General features: G+C 67.9%; 12 protein-coding genes. 4 read left to right on the top strand and 8 right to left on the bottom strand.

Annotation, left to right across the window (positions count from 1 at the left end; translation table 11 throughout):
• Positions 1 to 72 precede the first annotated feature (72 nt).
• Complete coding sequence (locus C0R07_RS13570; RefSeq protein WP_102789155.1) at positions 73 to 2,046, bottom strand: oleate hydratase; 1,974 nt, start codon at positions 2,044 to 2,046, stop codon at positions 73 to 75.
• A gap of 221 nt (positions 2,047 to 2,267) precedes the next feature.
• On the opposite strand from C0R07_RS13570, the gene C0R07_RS13565 reads away from it, so the two are divergent.
• From C0R07_RS13565 to C0R07_RS13555, 3 genes are all read left to right on the top strand, one after another.
• Positions 2,268 to 2,654 carry a BlaI/MecI/CopY family transcriptional regulator gene (locus C0R07_RS13565; RefSeq protein WP_102789154.1) on the top strand — a complete coding sequence of 129 codons (387 nt, stop codon included), beginning with the start codon at positions 2,268 to 2,270 and terminating at the stop codon, positions 2,652 to 2,654.
• A complete protein-coding gene (locus C0R07_RS13560; RefSeq protein ID WP_102789153.1) occupies positions 2,651 to 4,153 on the top strand; it encodes a M23/M56 family metallopeptidase in 1,503 nt (500 codons plus the stop codon). Before C0R07_RS13565 ends, C0R07_RS13560 begins: the two co-directional genes overlap by 4 nt.
• 116 nt (positions 4,154 to 4,269) lie before the next feature.
• Positions 4,270 to 6,444, top strand: a complete 2,175-nt coding sequence (locus tag C0R07_RS13555) for a TonB-dependent receptor plug domain-containing protein (RefSeq protein WP_102789152.1) — start codon at positions 4,270 to 4,272, stop codon at positions 6,442 to 6,444.
• A 6-nt stretch (positions 6,445 to 6,450) separates the two neighbouring features.
• Here C0R07_RS13555 and C0R07_RS13550 read toward each other — a convergent pair whose 3' ends face one another.
• Positions 6,451 to 7,584, bottom strand: a complete 1,134-nt coding sequence (locus tag C0R07_RS13550) for a fatty acid desaturase family protein (protein WP_102789151.1) — start codon at positions 7,582 to 7,584, stop codon at positions 6,451 to 6,453.
• Positions 7,585 to 7,586: 2 nt separating this feature from the next.
• The gene (locus C0R07_RS13545; RefSeq protein ID WP_102789150.1) at positions 7,587 to 8,660 is read right to left on the bottom strand and encodes a ferredoxin reductase; all 1,074 of its coding nucleotides are present in this window, start codon (positions 8,658 to 8,660) and stop codon (positions 7,587 to 7,589) included.
• 93 nt (positions 8,661 to 8,753) lie between these two features.
• On the opposite strand from C0R07_RS13545, the gene fabR reads away from it, so the two are divergent.
• Positions 8,754 to 9,416, top strand: a complete 663-nt coding sequence (fabR, locus tag C0R07_RS13540; protein ID WP_026069985.1) for an HTH-type transcriptional repressor FabR — start codon at positions 8,754 to 8,756, stop codon at positions 9,414 to 9,416.
• A gap of 101 nt (positions 9,417 to 9,517) precedes the next feature.
• Here fabR and C0R07_RS13535 read toward each other — a convergent pair whose 3' ends face one another.
• The 5 genes from C0R07_RS13535 to C0R07_RS13515 all read right to left on the bottom strand — a co-directional run bounded on the left by C0R07_RS13535 (position 9,518) and on the right by C0R07_RS13515 (position 16,361).
• Positions 9,518 to 9,880, bottom strand: coding sequence for a glycine zipper 2TM domain-containing protein (locus tag C0R07_RS13535; protein WP_102789149.1), 363 nt, complete (start codon positions 9,878 to 9,880; stop codon positions 9,518 to 9,520).
• 128 nt (positions 9,881 to 10,008) lie between these two features.
• Positions 10,009 to 10,965, bottom strand: coding sequence for a transaldolase (locus tag C0R07_RS13530; protein WP_102789148.1), 957 nt, complete (start codon positions 10,963 to 10,965; stop codon positions 10,009 to 10,011).
• A gap of 16 nt (positions 10,966 to 10,981) precedes the next feature.
• On the bottom strand, positions 10,982 to 12,172 hold the full coding sequence (locus C0R07_RS13525; protein ID WP_102789147.1) for a CaiB/BaiF CoA transferase family protein: 1,191 nt from the start codon (positions 12,170 to 12,172) through the stop codon (positions 10,982 to 10,984).
• 137 nt (positions 12,173 to 12,309) lie between these two features.
• Positions 12,310 to 14,175 (bottom strand): glycoside hydrolase family 127 protein, encoded by a 1,866-nt coding sequence (locus C0R07_RS13520; RefSeq protein ID WP_254427851.1) that lies wholly within the window; start codon positions 14,173 to 14,175, stop codon positions 12,310 to 12,312.
• The gene (locus C0R07_RS13515; RefSeq protein WP_102789226.1) at positions 14,172 to 16,361 is read right to left on the bottom strand and encodes a formylglycine-generating enzyme family protein; all 2,190 of its coding nucleotides are present in this window, start codon (positions 16,359 to 16,361) and stop codon (positions 14,172 to 14,174) included. The genes C0R07_RS13520 and C0R07_RS13515 overlap by 4 nt, the downstream gene beginning before the upstream one ends.
• Positions 16,362 to 16,393 lie beyond the last annotated feature (32 nt).

The following is a 16,393-nucleotide window of genomic DNA, read 5'->3' as shown; positions in this document are numbered from 1 at the left end:
AGTATCGCCGATCCCCCTCCGCATGGAGAGGGGGCCGCGGTGATCCCCGGTCACCGCGGCACCGGAACCGGCCTACTTCCCGCGCTTGGACAGAGCCTCCCGCAGCGTTTCCAGCCGCGTGGAGAGATCCTTCAGCGCGCTGCTGCCCTTGCCGACCAGCCAGGACACTTCCTCTTCGACGAAACCACTACGGCTGCGTTCTGTGTCCGGCAGCGGCGGCAGGATGTGCGCGAAGTAGGTCTTGTCCAGCACGCGCCGGAGCAGCCGCTCACCGGGGAAGGGCTCGTTGTTGTTGAGCGCACGCGCGGCTTTGACCAGGTTGCGGATGTCGTACTGGGTCGGGCTCAGGTCCGGCACCTGCTTGGGCAGGTCCAGCAGCGTATACACCGCCACGCGCGCGGTACGCACCGAGCTTTCCATGGTGAACACCACATCGTTGCGGGTCTCCACGAACTGGCCGAGCAGGCCCAGGTTGGTGCAGCCCCTGGGCACGACGTGTGGGCGATCACCGGCAGCGCGCGGCATGAACTGCGCGGTGATGTACGGCATCAGCGCGGTGCGCACCTTGGTGTTGGCAGCGATCTCGTCAAGCTGGTCGACGATGCCCAGGTGGTAGCACAGCTCGGCCAGGATCTCGCGGCCGGTACAGGCCGGCATCGGCTTGGCCACGTGGTTGCCGTTCTGGTCCATCAGCAGCGCATACACCCACACCACCAGCACGTCCCTGGGCTGATCGACGAAGTGCGGCTGCCGGTTAACGGTGAAGCTCAGCACCCAGTTGGAGTCGGTGAAGGTGATCACACCGCCGGTCACGGTCCTGCCCGAGTATGGGTCGTTGACCGAGAGCGCCTTGATCTTGTCCACCAGCGGCGAGGGCCGGCAGGTCAGCGTGGCCGACTCCCACATCGAGCGGTCGATATCGCCATGGAATTTCGCCGGCTTGCCGAAGATCGGCGACTGCGCGGCGAGGTTGTGCCACAGCGCCCAGTCACTGTCCTGCCCGGGTGTTTCGCGGGGGCGCTTCAGCACCGGCACCGTCTCCATGTCGCCGTAGGCGGTGCCCTCGGTCATCGAGCCGGTCAGCGCGAACACCAGATCGCCCTGCGCAACCGGCAACAGGGTGTCGTTGCCGTTCACGCGGCAGCGCAGGCCGGTGACGGTACGCGTCTCCCCCTCCACGCGCATCTCCAGGTCGTATACCCGGGTGCCGAAGGTGACCTGCACACCCTGCTCGCGCAGCATCTTCACCAGCGGTTTGACGAAGCTTTCGTACTGGTTGTACTTCGGGAACACCAGCGCGGACATGTCGTTCAATCCGTCGATGGCATCCAGGAACCGGTGCATGTAGAGCTTCATCTCCAGCAGACTCTGCCAGTTCTCGAAGGCGAACATCGAGCGCCAGAAGAACCAGAAATTGCTCTGCAGGAAGCCGTCGCTGAAGTAGTCCTCGATGGTCACATCGTCGAGATCTTCCTTGCGCTTGAGCATGAGCTTGACCAGTTCCCACTGCTGCGGCTTGCTCAGCCCGAACGTGGAGAAATCCTGGATCTTCCCCTGCTGGTGCATCAGCCGGGCCTTGGAGTAGTTCGGGTCGTTGTCGTTCACCGCCCGGTACTCGTCGAGTACGCTGTAGCCGGCGGGCAGCTCCAGCGCCGGCACATCCTGGAACAGATCCCAGAAGTTGTCGTAGTTCCAGTTCATTTCGCGCCCGCCGCGAACGAGATAACCCTGCTCGGGGTCGCCGGCGCCATCGAGCGAGCCGCCTTCGATGTCCAGGCTGTCGATCAGGGTGATGTTGCCTGCGGGCATGCCGCCATCGCGGATGAGGTAGAACGCGGCGGCCAGGCCGGCGATGCCCGTGCCGATGATCCACGCCTTGCGTGTCGCCACGCCCTCCGGTGCCACCGGGCGGTTGCGCATGTAGGCGCCCATCATGTCCGGCGGCGGCAGCGTGTTCTCCGGCCGGTTGGACCAGTAGCCACCCGTTGCGTCGGGCTCCTTGTCGATCACCGTCGCGGTGTGCACGTTCTTTTCCTCGGCAGCCATATCTCCACTCCTTATTCGATGGACCCACGGGAGGCACCGGATGACCCGGCGCCCGGCAGCACGGCTTCCCTACCGCTCGCGGCCCCTCCTGGCACCGCGCTGCACACCACGATGGTACGCACCCCACCTGTGACGGCATTGATCCGCATCAATGCCCTTGCGGTTGCATTCCGTGCGACATATGTCGCACACTTGCGACACTCCGCCAAACCGGGATTCCCATGTCCGCGCTGCCTACCCCCTCCAACGCCGAGCTCGAACTGCTCAAGGCACTGTGGCGCCAGGGCGCCTGCAGCGCGCGCGAAGTGCACAACGGCGCCGTGGCCGCGCTCGACTGGTCCTATTCCTCCACGCGCAAGACGCTGGAACGGATGATCGACAAGGGACTGGTCGAAGAAACCGTCGAGCACGGGTTGAACATGTACCGCGCCCGGGTCGGCAAGGTCGCCACGCTGGCCGCCCTCAGCACCGACTTCGCGCGCCGGGTGCTGGAAATCGATGGCGCGTTGCCGGCCCAGGCGTTCGCCGACAGCCGCCTGCTCAGCGAACAGGAGCTGCAGCAGCTCGACGCGCTGCTGCGTGCACCTGCCAAGGACGACCAGGCATGAGCCTGACGCTGGGATTCTGGGCGGTGCAGGCCGCGGGCGCCCTCGCCGCTGGCGGGCTGGCCTGGGTTGCCGGCCAACGCCTCCACCGCCACCTGGGCCTGTCCCACGCGGCCTATGGCTACTGGCTGGGGCTGTGGTTGCTGGCGGTGATGCCCGTGCTGCTGTCGACGCTGGTGGCGCTGTGGGTGCCCGCACCGCTTGTCGCGCTGCCGCCCGTGCTGACGATGCCGCTGCCGGTCGCGTTGGACCTGGGAGACGCCGGCACCGCCGGCGGCGTTGCGGCGACCTCTCCCTGGATACGTCCTTCCACCGCCATGCTGCTGGCGGCGCTGTATTTCGCCGGCCTGGGCGTCGCCTTGCTGCGCGTGGCCTACGGCATGCGGGCCACGGCCCGGCTGTGCCGCGCCACGACCCCGATCACGCCCGCAGACTGGCCGGGACCGCGCAGCCGTGCCTGCGCGCAGCGGCTGATGTCGGCCGGCGTTGTCTGTCGCCTCAGCGCAGTGCCGGTGAGCCCGTTCGCAGTGCGCTGGCCACGACCGATGATCGTGCTGCCCCGGTCGGCCCTGGCACACCTGGAGGACCGTGCGTTGAGCCTGATCCTCGGCCATGAAGCAGCGCACCTGGTGCGCCGCGATCCGCAGCGCGCGGGTCTGATGGCGGTGATCAACGCCCTGCTGTGGTTCAACCCGTTCCTGCCCCGCCTCACCGCACGCGTGCAGCTGGCGGCAGAACTGCGCTGCGATGCGCGGGCACTCGCCGAAGACGCCCAGGGCGGGCGCGAGTTCGCCACCGCCTATGTGCGCACGCTGCGCCTGTCCGCCGCCGCCCGCACGCCTGCCCAGGCACTGACCCACCGCGATCTGGCCGGCCATGAAATCCGCATCCGCCACATGCTGCATGGCGATGCCGCGCGGCCGCTGGCACGATCACGGCGCGTGATGCTGCTGGGCAGCGCGCTGCTGGTCGGGAGTCTGCTGATGGTGATGCAGGCGAGTACGGCGCGGCCGCTGCCGGATCCTGCCGCCGGCAATGCGCCGCCTGCGGCCTCGATGACGCATGCCGTACTGCCCCTGCCATTGCCACCGTTGCGCCAGCGCTCCAGCGAGATACGTTTCCAGGCGCCGCTGGCGACACCGCGGGTCACCGGTCACTTCGGCGACACCGGCAGCATCCGGCAGCGGCCGCACCGCGGCACCGATTTCGGTGCACGCTCCGGCACGCCCGTGCTGGCCCCCGCCGACGGGCGCGTCGTCGCGGCCACGACTGCCTACCCGGACGGTCCCCAGTACGGCACGGTGGTGGTGATCGATCACGGCCAAGGCTGGCAGACGCTGTATGCGCACCTGCAGGGCACCGATGTCGTGGTCGGGCAGCAGGTGCAGGCCGGCGAGCAGATCGCCCGCGTCGGCAGCACCGGACGCGTGACCGGTCCGCACCTGCACCTGGAAATGCTCCGCAACGGCGAGCGCGTCAACCCGCAGGCGCATCTGCCATGACCGGCTGACCGCTCCCCCCACACATCCGCCCCTCCGCTGCATTTCGTTTTCCTGGCCACAGGAGGGGCGCGTGTTGCCCCGCGAAATGCCCCCTGCCCTCCTGCACGGACCGCCCCATGTCACCGACGTTCCGCACCGTACTTGCCCTGACCCCGCTGTGTGCCGCGTTCTCCAGCGCTGCACAGTCACTGCCCGCACCGCAGGCGCCGCCGCCCACCGAACTGGAGACCGTGCAGGTGCAGGGCACCGTGTACGACGCACGCCGCGAGGACACCGCCACCCGGATCGTGGTCGGCGCTGAAGCGCTGCGCCAGTACGGCGACATCGGCCTGGTGGATGCGCTCAAACGCCTGCCCGGCATTACCGTCGGCACGGGTGCGCCCGGCCGCAGCGGCACGCTGTCACTGCGGGGGTTGGGTGCGGGCTATACCCAGATCCTGCTCAACGGCCAGAAAGCGCCCGCCGGGTTCGACCTGGACTCGCTCACGCCGGAGATGGTCGAGCGCGTGGAGATCATCCGCGCACCCACCGCCGACCAGCGCGCCGAAGCGATCGCCGGCTCGATCAACATCGTGCTGGCCGCAGGCGCGCGAAAGGACAGCGGGCAGCTGTCGGTAGCCTGGGGCAACAGCAATGGCCGGAACACGCCCTCGGTCAGCTGGCAGCGCAACCGGCGCGCCGACCACCGCAGCAGCGCGATCACGGCGACCGCATCGCGCCGCGAGTTCCTGGTCGAGGAAACCGGTACCGAGCGTGCATGGAATCGGCAGGGAATACCGACCACCCTGCGTGACACCTCCCTGCGCGCCAGCGGAAACCGCGATGTGCTTTCACTGGCCCCCAGCCTTGAAGCGACGCTGGAGAACGGGGACACCTTCGCGCTGCAGGGCTTCGCCGATGCGAGCCGGTTCAACCGCATCACCGACATCGACTGGGCCACCACGCTCGGCGCCCCACTGCAGACCACCCGCTATCAACAACGCACGCGCATCGACGTGGCGCAGGCCAATGGCAGCATGACGTGGACGCGGGCGTTCGAACGGGGCGGCACGTTCACCACCAAACTGCGCCTGGGCGGCAACCGCGAGCGCTACACCTATCGGGAACAGGGCCAGGCGGCGGATGGGCGACAGAACCTGGAGGACTACACCGACGCGCGGTTGACCGTGGGCGATCTGAACAGCAGTGGCAAGTACACGCTGCCCGCCCGCGGGCGGCATGCGCTGCAGCTCGGCTGGGAGGGCAGCGAAGATCGCCGTGATGAAGCACGCGTGCAGCAGCTGTTGCCTGTCCACGAGGGCGGCGTGGTGGCGATCAGCGATCTGGCTTTCGACGCGCGCATCCGTCGCCTGGCGCTGTACGTGCAGGATGACATCTCGCTGAGCGAGCGCTGGTCCCTCTATGCCGGCGCACGCTGGGAACAGATCGATACCCGCAGTGACGGCAGCAGCTTCAGCGGCATCCAGCGCCGTGACCAGGTGCTCTCACCGGTGTTGCAGTCACTCTGGAAAATGCCCGGCACCCGGGGCGACCAGCTGCGCGTCGCGCTGACCCGCACCTATCGATCGCCTACGCTGGCCTCGCTGATCCCGCGCCCGTACACCTCGACCAACAACCGCCCGCTCAACCCCGACGAACGCGGCAACCCGGCGCTGCGGCCCGAACTGGCGACCGGCGTGGACCTGTCCTACGAAACCTACGGCAAGGACGGCGCGCAGCTCAGCATCGGCGGTTATGCGCGCCGGATCAGTGAGGTGATCCGCACTGAAACGCATCTGCAGGACGGGCGCTGGGTGGCCACGCCGGTCAACGGCGGCACCGCGATGACCTGGGGGCTGGAGATGGATACGGCATTCCGTCTGCCGCAGTTGATCGCAGGCGCGCCGGCCGTGGCGGTGCGTTTCAATGCGACCGCCAACGATTCGCGCGTGGATGATGTGCCCGGTCCGGACAACCGTCTTGATGAGCAGGTACGCTTCAGCGGCACCCTGGGCGCGGACTACGAGATCCGCACCGGCTGGACGGTCGGCGGCAGTTACACTTACCGCACCGGCGGCACGGTGCAGGTCAGCCCCGGCCAGTTCGAGATCAGTGCGTATGGGCGCGAGTTGGACCTGTACTCGCTGTGGTCGCTGCGCGCAGGCAGCAAGCTGCGGCTGAGCCTCAACAACGCGCTGCACCGGGCGCTGCACACGGGGCAGGAGCGGGTCAGCGAAGACGGTACCGAGCAGCTGCGGCGCCAGCGCAGGGCATCCCCGCTGCTGCGCCTTCAGCTGGAACTGCCGCTCTAGCCGGGCTCAGCCGGGCTGTCGGCTGGCCTCACCCACCGCCGGCAGTGCCCGTGCGCGGCCGGGCTTGCTCGGGAAGGCATGGCGCACGATCCGCCACATCACCTGGCCGAACTGCCGCGGCAGCGAACCGGTGTTGTAGTGCTGGCCGTACCGCGCGCAGATGTCCTTCACTTCCACGGCGATCGCGGCATAGCGGTTGGCCGGGATGTCCGGGTAGAAGTGATGCTCGATCTGGTGGCTGAGGTTGCCCGACATGACATTCATCAGCTTGCCGCCGGTCAGGTTGGACGAGCCGCGCAGCTGGCGCAGGTACCAGTGGCCGCGACTTTCATCGCGCACGCATTCCTTCGGGAAGGTCTCCGCGTCGGCGGTGAAGTGGCCGCAGAAGATGATGACGTAGGTCCACACGTTGCGGATCAGGTTGGCGGCCACATTGCCCAGCAGCACCGGCAGGAAGAACGGGCCGGCCAGCGCCGGGAACAGCAGGTAGTCCTTGAACATCTGCTTGCCCATCTTGCGGCCGACTGGACGGAACTGCGCGCCCAGCTGACGCAGCGTCATCTTGCCGGCGAACACGCGACCCAGGCGCAGGTCCTGTATCGCGATGCCCCATTCGAACAGCAGCGCGAACACCACCGCCACCACCGGCTGCATCAGGTAGAACGGGCGCCAGCGCTGCTCGGGGAAGATCCGCAGCAGGCCGTAGCCGATATCGTCGTCCAGCCCGCGCACGTTGGTGTAGGTGTGGTGGCGGAAGTTGTGGGTCTTGCGCCAGTTGTCGGCGGTGCCGACGATGTCCCACTCATAGGTGCTCCCCTGCAGCTGCGGATCGCCCATCCAGTCGTACTGGCCATGGATGACGTTGTGCGCCAGCTCCATGTTTTCCAGGATCTTGGACAGCGCCAGCATCACCACGCCGGCAATCCACGCCGGGATCAGCACGCTGTGCACGAAGGCACCGAGGAACAGCAACGCGCGGCCGGCCACGCCGGTCCAGCGGACGGCGGCCACGACGCGGCGGATGTAACGCGCATCGCGCGCACCGAGCGTGGCCAGCTGGCGCGCGCGCAGTGCATCGAGTTCAGCGCCGAAGGCCTGCAGTTCGGCCGGGGACAGCGCGCGGTTGTGCACGGAAGACATGGTCACAGCTCCAGGATCAGGTCGGTGCTGGCGCTGTTCACGCACAGCTTTACTTGCGTGGCCGGTTCGGCCGCGTGCTCGCCGGTCAGGGTGTGGCGGGTGACGCCGGATACCTTCCCGCAGACACAGGTATTGCAGATGCCCATGCGGCAGCCGCTGGCCGGGCGCAGCCCTTCGGCTTCCAGCGCCTGCAGCAGCGACGTGCCGCGTGGCAGGGCAAGCGTGCGGCCGCTGCGGCGCAGTTCGACCTGCACCGTGCCCTCTTCGGCATCCGGCAGCACCGGCGGTGTGAACGCCTCGGACTGCAGCGACGCGACCTGGCCCTGCAGCCGCGCCTGCGCTGCATCGACGAAGCCACCCGGGCCGCACACCAGAGTGCGGGCGGTGCTCAGATCGCCCAGCGTCGCGAAGGCGAATGCATCCACACGCGACGCCGGTGCCGCCGGGTCGCGGGTCAGCGCGATGTGCAGCGTGAACGAGGGATGGCGCGCCGCCAGCGCGGCCAGCTCTTCGGCGAAACAGACTTCCTCACGCCGGCGTGCCCAATACACCAGGTCCACCTGGCCCGGCATGCCGGCACCATCGAGCTGACGCAGCAGCGCGCGCATCGGGGTGATGCCGCTGCCAGCGGCCAGCAGCAACAGCCGCGCGCCAGAGGCCTTGGGCAAGGTCATTTCACCGAACGCCTGGCCCAGCTCAAAGATCTCACCGATCGCCGCGGCATGGGCCAGATGCTGGCTGACGGCACCGCCGGCGATGGCCTTGACGGTGATCGCCAAGCGACCGTCGGCCAGCACGGTCGGGCTGTAACTGCGCGACAGGCGGCGGCCATCGACTTCGACGCCGAGGGTGACGTGCTGGCCCGGCAGCAGACCACGGAAATGGCGGTTGGGCTTCAGTATCAGGGTGACCGCATCCGCGCTCTCGGCGGTGCGCGACAGCAGCCGGGCCAAGGGGCGGCGCAGCGTCCACAGCGGGTGCAGACGGGTGCCCCAGAAGTCGAACAGCGCTTCAGGGACCCAGCGGCGGGGGCTGGCGGCGTGACGGCGGGCGGCAATGCGCGGGACGGTGCTCATGCTTCGCACTATACGGCCGAGCATACGACTGTGTATACAGTTGTATATTGCCGGGACGGGCTATGATTCAGGGACTTGACCCCGCTGCCCCTGATGACCTCCCCAGACCTGCCCCTGCCCGCCTCCGACGACGCCCATCCCGCGCGCAAAGCCTCCATCTCCCGCGAGGATCTGCTGGCCGCGGCATTGGCCCTGATCGGCCCGCACCGCAGCGTCTCCACGTTGAGCCTGCGCGAGGTCGCGCGTGAAGCCGGGATCGCCCCGAACTCGTTCTACCGGCAGTTCCGCGACATGGACGAGCTGACCGTGGCCCTGATCGACCTGGCCGGGCGCTCACTGCGCACGATCATCGGCGAGGCGCGCCAGCGCGCCGCCTCCTCCGACCGCAGCGTGATCCGCCTGTCGGTGGAGACCTTCATGGAGCAGCTGCGCGCCGATGACCGCCTGCTCCATGTCCTGCTGCGCGAAGGCACGGCCGGCTCGGATGCGTTCAAGCATGCGGTGGATCGCGAACTGAATTACTTCGAAGACGAACTGCGGGTCGACCTGATCCGCCTGGCGGCCGCCGACGGCGCGCGGCTGCATGAACCGGCCCTGGCCTCCAAGGCGATTACCCGGCTGGTGTTTGCGATGGGTGCGACGGCGGTTGACCTGCCGCCGGAGAAGGATCCGGAACTGATCGAGCAGCTGACCCAGATGCTGCGGATGATCATCACCGGGGCGCGCACGTTGGCGGGCAGTCCGCCGCTGCGCTGATCCGGCCTGCGGGCCGCGCACAAAAAAAAATGACGACCCACCGGGCCGTCATTTTTGATCCTGTTGCCCGCCGCAACTGCAGCGCAGTGGGCGGCGCTTGATCAGCGGTACTGACGTTCGCAGCGACGCTCAACCACGCGATCACCATTCTTGGACTGCTGGTTGCCCTGGATCTGGCGGCCTGCGGCACCACCAGCCACGGCACCGGCAACCGTCGCCAGCTTCTTGCCGTTGCCGCCACCCACCTGGTTGCCCAGCAGACCACCCACGACCGCGCCGGTCGCGGTGCCGGTGATGCGGTTGGGATCCTTGGAATTACGCTGGACCTCGACGTTGTGGCACACCACCTTGCTGCCGTCGTTGAAGCGGCGTCCCTCGTCCTTGGGGCCATAGGTCTGGGCGCCGGCAACGGCCGATACGGCGAGCAGACTGCCCAGGCACAACACGCGGAAGCTCGTCTTCATGGTCGATCCCTGTTTATGGAACATGGCCCGAGTGTCTGCCTGCCGGCGGCAAGCCCGGGTGAAGTTGCGTCCACGCCACGTCAACGCCAGCGGCGGCGTTCAGGCCGCAGCCATCCAGCCATGCGCGCTTACAACCGCGCGCGGATCGTCTGCCGCAACGCGTCCAGATCCTTGGCGAACGCATCGATGCCGCTGGCCAGCTTCTCCGTCGCCATCGGGTCGGCCGCCAGATCCGCCGCAAAGCGCGCCGCATCGATCGGCGTCACCTGCACCGACTCGGCCGCACCGGCCACCAGCTTGCGCGGCAGCTGGCCATGATCGGCGTCCAGCGCCTCCAGCAGGTCCGGCGAAATCGTCAGGCGATCGCAGCCGGCCAGCGCCTCGATCTGCGCCGTCGAACGGAACGACGCACCCATCACCACCGTCGGCGAACCACGGCGCTTGAACTCGGCATACACGCCGCGCACGAACACCACGCCCGGGTCTTCATCGATGCTGGCCGGCGCCTGGCCGTTGGCCACGTACCAATCCAGGATGCGGCCCACGAACGGCGAAATCAGGAACGCCCCGGCCTCGCTGCAGGCCAGCGCCTGGGTGGGATTGAAGATCAGCGTCAGATTGCAGTCGATCCCTTCGGCCTGCAGCTGACGTGCCGCTTCCACGCCTTCCCAGGTTGCCGCGATCTTGATCAGCACCTTGCTGCGCGGCACGCCGGCCGCGTCGTACATGGCGATGAACTGACGCGCCTTGGCCACCGTGGCCGCGGTGTCGTGCGCCTGGTCGGCATCGACCTCGGTCGAGACCCGGCCCGGCACCAGGGTGCTGAGCAGGGTGCCCACGCCCACGGTCAGGCGATCGGCCACCGCGTGCACGATGGTCTCGCGCTCGCCCGCCTGCTCGCGGCCCCAGGCCAGCGCGCCCTCGATGAGATCGGCGTATACCGGCAGGTCCAGCGCTTTCTTCACCAGGGTGGGGTTGGTCGTGCAGTCGACCGGCTTCAAGCGCTTGATCGCCTCGTAGTCGCCGGTATCGGCAACCACCACGGACAGATCACGCAGCTGGGAGAGTTTGGACAGCGACGTCATGGAGAGCTCCTGGGCATCAGTCATCGGAGCACGCGTCGAGCAGCGCGCTGACCGCCGCCGTGTCCTGGTCGAACACCGGCGCGGCGAACGGCTCCGGGCCGGGTGTGCGGCCGAACACGATCGGCCGGGTGATGCCGCGGTAGCTGCCCAACAGCGGGTGCGGCAGCGACGTGACCATCTGCTCGGCCTGCACCTGTGGATGGTCGAACATGTCCTCGACCTGGCGCGCGGCCGCGCACGGCACCTCTTCGCCGAACAACGCCTCCCACGCCAGCGCGCTGCGCGTGGCCAGCGCGGCGTGCAACTGCGGCAACAGTATCTCGGCCTCCGCAGCCCGCTTGCGCACCGTGTCGTAGCGCGCGTCGGCCGCCAGTTCCGGCCGCCCGATCCGCTCGCACAATGCCTGCCAGAAGCGCGGGGTATTGGCCGAGATGTACAGGTATCCATCCGCGGTGGGATGGATGCCGGTGACACCGCCTGAGCGCATATCGCGGCCCACTGCCGCCGGCTCGCCCTCCGCCCAGACCATCCGCGCCGACTGCATCGTCAGCGCACTGCGCAGCAGCGACACACCCACGAACTGGCCTTCGCCGCTGCGTTCGCGCTCGTAAAGGGCCGATGACACACCGGCCGCCACCAGCGCGGCAGCGTAGTAATCGACCACCGAGCCGTACAGGATCTCCGGGGCGCCGCCCGCCTTGCCCTGCATCGTGCACATGCCGGTCATGGTCTGCAGCACCTGGTCGTACCCTGCCTTCTCCTTCAACGGCCCCTGCTCGCCGTAGCCGGTGACCGAGCAATACACCAGGCGCGGGTTGAGCTTGTGCAGGCTCTCGAAATCGATGCCCAGGCGTACCGGCACGCTCGGCCGGAAGTTGTGCACCAGCACGTCCGCCTCGCGCACCAGGCGCATCAGCACCGCACGCTGGTCAGGCTGTTTCAGGTCCAGCACCACGCCGCGCTTGGAGCGGTTCACGCCGAGGAATGCGCGGCTCTCGGCCTCCAGCGTGGAGGGATAGCGCCGCAGGTTGTCGCCGACCGGCGGCTCCACCTTGATCACCTCCGCGCCCTGGTCGGCCAGCAGCGTGCAGCCGTAGGGGCCGGCAATGTAGGCGCTCAGATCCAGCACCCGAATGCCGCTCAACGGCCCGGTGGCACCTTCCCGCTGTGCGATGGCGAATGGAGAACTGGGGTTGCTTCCGGTCATGGTCAATACACTCGATACCTTGATGGAAGTTTCCTCCTGGCCAACGGGAAGAAACAGATCGTGTGGGTATGTTCTGGGTGGACAAAAAGCACGCTGCGGCGTCGGCGGCGCCACCGCCGCCGAACACCGCCGGGACGTCAGCCCGACGGCGCCAGCGACAGCCAGCTCAACCGCCAGCTGCCGTGATCGCGCCCGCCACACCGGTAGTAGGGCTCGAACGTCAGCGGGCCGCGGCACTCCAGCTGCACGGTGATCGACGCGCCCTCGCCCGTGTCCTCGCCCACCTGCAGCCACTGCGAGGGTGGCCGGTCCGGCAAGCGCACCGTCTCATCGGTTTTGTACCCGTCGATCAGGCCGGTGGCATACACCAGCGGCCCGTAGCTCAACCCCACGTACTCCCAGCGCAGGACCTCCTGCGCCACCGGCGCGCCATCCGGCGCGCGCGATTCCTGCACGTTGATGTTGGCCGCCCGGTGCAGGCGTGGCTGCATCGGCAGTTGCACGCAGATCGTGTCGCCGGACTGCCAGGTACGCTGCACGTGCACGAACCCGTCCGCGCCCGCCTCGGCCGCCTCGGGCTGTCCATTGACCTCGATCCGTGCGCCCGTCGCCCAGCCCGGTATCCGCACGCCGATGCTGAACTCGGCGACGCACTCGGGCAGCACGGTGAGGGTCACCGTACCCTCGAAGGGGAATCGGGTCGCCTGCAGCAGGGTCACTGCACCGGCCTGCGCGTGCAGCAACGTGGCCTCGCCCGGCCCGTACAGATTGACCCGCAGCTCACCATCGGCCGCGATTCCATAGGCGACTTGTGGCAACTCTTCCACGGCCATCGCGCCGCTGGATTTGCAGCAGCGCCAGTACGTGGTGTGCACGCGCCGGCCGTTGGGATAGGTGTAGTAGCACCAGTCCTCGCCATTGGCGGCCATCGCCGCCAGCAGGTCGTTGTAGGCGGTGCGCTCCAGTTCATCGGCGTAGCGTGCGTGGCCGGTGATGGCCAGCAGCTCACGGTTGAGCTGCATCCACGCCAGTACCGAGCAGGTTTCCACATAGGCCTGCGGGAAGAAGGTGCGCGGCGCGTTGAATACCTCCCGCGACCGGTGCGCCACCCCACCCCACGGCCCGCCGCCCAGCGTGAGGTGCTGCTCGCGGATGTTGTGCCAGAGATGATCCAGCGCCTGGCGATGGTCGTCTTGCCCGGTGGCCTTGTACAGCTTGGCCAGCCCGACCAGGTTCCAGCTGAGCTGATAGGCCTTGCCGGTTGCGATGAAGGCCGCGTCCTCACCAGCCAGCGCCTTGTCCAGCAGCGCCAGCCGCGGGTTGGCGTTGGCCTGCGCCAGGATGCATTCGGCCAGTGCCAGATAGCGCGGCTCGCCGGTGACCAGATAGAGATCGGCGGCAGGATCCAGCAGTACCGTGGCGGACATGCCGTGGTGGTTGCCCAGCGTGGTGATGTCGATGCCCGATTGCAGGGCCTGCCAGCACAGGTCGGCGATCCGGCACGCGGCCTGCAGGTAGGCTGCGTTGCCGAGCGCGCGCCACGTTTCCAGGAACCCGAGGATCAGGTAGCTGTGCGTCCAGATGTCCCAGGTGCGCAGCGCCGGCTCGCCGTTCCAGCTCTCCGGCTTGGGCGGCTGCGGCACGGTGAAGCGACGCTCAGGCGCATAGTTGCCCAGGTAGCCGTCATCGTCCTGCTGGCTGATCAACCAGTCGGCGACGCGGCGCAACGAGGCCTCCAGCTGCGGCTGCCCGCCCTGCGCCACCGCCCGCGCGGTGGCCGAGAGCCACTTGCCGGCGTGCTCGCCATACCAGTCGCCCTCGTGGTTCTGGTGCTTGTGCGCCTGGCTGAAGATGCTGATCGGCGCGCTGTGCTCATCCACGACGAACGTGCTCAGGCGCCCGCTGCGGTTGGCTGCCAGGGCATCGCCCAGCACGCCCTGCAAGGTGACCTGTTGCGGCGGGACCAGCGTCATGCCGCGGGCGGCGGGATGCAGACGGGTCATGCCGCATCCACCACGCAACGGAAGCCGACCGTACCGGCGCGATCCTTGGACGGACCCATCAGCAGGTACTTGCCGTGCTGATCCAGGCGGTAGGCCTGCGGGAAGTACCAGTGCGAGGTCTGCGGCTGATAGCTGCTGCCGCCACGCAGTACGGCCGCGCGGGTGTGCGCATCGCTGAATTCATCGGTCCATTGCCACACATTGCCGACCAGGTCCTCCACCCCGAACGGGCTGGCCCCCTGCGGATGTGCATCCACATCCGCCGGCGGGGTGAGGCGACGGCCACGATTGACCCGCGGCACGCGTGCGGCATCCCACGCGTTGCCCCACGGGTACAGGCGCTCGTCGGTGCCCTGCGCGGCGTACTGCCATTCCCACGCATGCGGCAGCCGCTTGCCGGCCCACGCCGCGTACGCACGCGCGTCCTCGATCGAGACCCAGGTGACCGGCTTGTTGTCCCAGCCCGCACGCGGCGCGCCGTCCTTCCAGTCCGCCAGGAAGTTGTGGTCATCGGCCGGCCGGTAGCCGCTGTCATCGAGGAAGCGCTTGAACGCGGCGTTGGTGACCGGGTGGCGATCGATGTGGAACGCAGGCAGCGCCATGCGCCGGCGATGGTGGCGGCGCGCGCAGTCTTCCCACGGGTACTGCACATCCAGGCCCGCCCAGGTGAACCCTTCGATCTCGATACCGCCCACCTGGAACAGGAACTCGCCGGCCGGGATCGTGACCATGCCTGTCGGCGCCTCGGCCTGCGGGGGCGTGCTCGCGATCGCCAGCAGTTCCTGCGGAGCGGCCTTCCACGCGGCGGAGTAACTGTTGAGGGGCTGCTGTGCGCGCTCGGCGGTCGCCGCCAGGAATTCGTCCAGACCCTCGATCGCGGTACCTGCAGCCACACTCAGGATCGCCCCGAAGCCGCGCGCTTCCATCGGCAGCTCGATGTACGCCGCGCCGTCGATGATCCGCGGCGTCAACGCGCGGCCATGCCACGCATCGAAGTAACGCGTGCCTTGCGCATGCGCCAGCGCGATCTGCTCACCGTCCACGGCGTATTCGTTGCGGTTGATCAACGTGTGCAGCGCTACCCCCTCGCCCGGGAACCGGCTGGCGAAGATGCCGCCCTGCAGGCAGACCTGGTACGGCTCCCAGTCCATCGAGACCACCAGCTGCGGGAACTGCCGGTACAGCGTGGCAATCCGGCGCAGCGCTTCACCGTCGCGCGGGGTGAACTGGTTCCAGACGCCCCAGATGTTTTCCCAGGCGTTGTAGCCGATGCCGTTGAAGAAGCAGTACTGCAGGTCGTGATTGCGGTTGCGGCCCCAGCGGTTCTCGTAGTTCACCATGTGGCGTGGCTCCAGCCACTTCCATTTGGAGACGGGCGGCACCGGGCCATCAGGCGCCTTCTTGCCCCAGCTCTGCACGTTCCAGATCAACTGCTCTTCGGAACTGATGGTGGATTCGGGCTGCACCACCACTGGATTGCCGCGTGCATCACAGGCATCGAAGAACGCCCGCGGCACACCGTTGAAGGTATCGCCGTTGATGCCGTCGGCACCGACCGCCTTGACGATCTCGGCCAGCCCATCCCAGTGCGTCACGCCCGGGTCGCGGGTGCCGTGGTCCCACGGCTTGGCCGGCAGGAACACTTTGACGCCGCGCTTCTGGAAGGCCTGCACCGCGGCCTTCAATCCCGCCAGGCCGCCGGGCATGTCATGCGCCAGATCGAACTGGTTGCGGTCATCGATACCGATGTTGGGGTAGATGTACCAGATCAGCACCGAATCCAGCCCGCCGAACCGTGCGGTCAGATCGTCCAGGTACCGATCGACGGTGTACTGCCCGGTGGCCGCATCGAAGAAATAGCGATCCTCGACCATCATCTGTGCATGCACGAAGTTGCGCTGCGCCCACTGCAGCTCCGGACGACGGTAGTTCACATCGGTGTAGCCGATCCGGACCAGGTGCTCGCGGCGCCAGTCCTTCAGTTCTTCCAGCCAATCGCCCGCGCTGGCATTGGCATCGATCATCCAGCTGCCGATATCGGCGAAGGGCCACGCCGGCGCCTTGCCGGGCGTCGGCAGGTAACGCCCGGTGGTCACGTGCGAGAACTTGTACTCGGTGCGGATCGGCTCACGCCCGTAGTCGGCTGCATCGGTGTCGTAATCGGGGCTCTGATACGGCGTGGTCATGGGCAAGGCATCCAGCAGGAAACGGAAAGGAG

Source organism: Stenotrophomonas bentonitica (assembly GCF_002887735.1).
Classification (GTDB): Bacteria; Pseudomonadota; Gammaproteobacteria; order Xanthomonadales; family Xanthomonadaceae; genus Stenotrophomonas; species Stenotrophomonas bentonitica_A.
The sequence above is the reverse complement of the archived record's forward strand: the minus strand, read 5'-3'. Positions and strand labels throughout refer to the sequence as shown.

Bases quoted from the DNA above. Each gene is read 5' to 3' on its own strand.
- C0R07_RS13565 (WP_102789154.1), top strand. From the start codon at position 2,268: ATGTCCGCGCTGCCTACCCCCTCCAACGCCGAGCTCGAACTGCTCAAG.
- C0R07_RS13560 (WP_102789153.1), top strand. From the start codon at position 2,651: ATGAGCCTGACGCTGGGATTCTGGGCGGTGCAGGCCGCGGGCGCCCTC.
- C0R07_RS13515 (WP_102789226.1), bottom strand. From the start codon at position 16,361: ATGACCACGCCGTATCAGAGCCCCGATTACGACACCGATGCAGCCGAC.
- C0R07_RS13555 (WP_102789152.1), top strand. From the start codon at position 4,270: ATGTCACCGACGTTCCGCACCGTACTTGCCCTGACCCCGCTGTGTGCC.
- C0R07_RS13530 (WP_102789148.1), bottom strand. From the start codon at position 10,965: ATGACGTCGCTGTCCAAACTCTCCCAGCTGCGTGATCTGTCCGTGGTG.
- C0R07_RS13550 (WP_102789151.1), bottom strand. From the start codon at position 7,584: ATGTCTTCCGTGCACAACCGCGCGCTGTCCCCGGCCGAACTGCAGGCC.
- C0R07_RS13520 (WP_254427851.1), bottom strand. From the start codon at position 14,175: ATGACCCGTCTGCATCCCGCCGCCCGCGGCATGACGCTGGTCCCGCCG.
- C0R07_RS13535 (WP_102789149.1), bottom strand. From the start codon at position 9,880: ATGAAGACGAGCTTCCGCGTGTTGTGCCTGGGCAGTCTGCTCGCCGTA.
- fabR (WP_026069985.1), top strand. From the start codon at position 8,754: ATGACCTCCCCAGACCTGCCCCTGCCCGCCTCCGACGACGCCCATCCC.
- C0R07_RS13570 (WP_102789155.1), bottom strand. From the start codon at position 2,046: ATGGCTGCCGAGGAAAAGAACGTGCACACCGCGACGGTGATCGACAAG.
- C0R07_RS13525 (WP_102789147.1), bottom strand. From the start codon at position 12,172: ATGACCGGAAGCAACCCCAGTTCTCCATTCGCCATCGCACAGCGGGAA.
- C0R07_RS13545 (WP_102789150.1), bottom strand. From the start codon at position 8,660: ATGAGCACCGTCCCGCGCATTGCCGCCCGCCGTCACGCCGCCAGCCCC.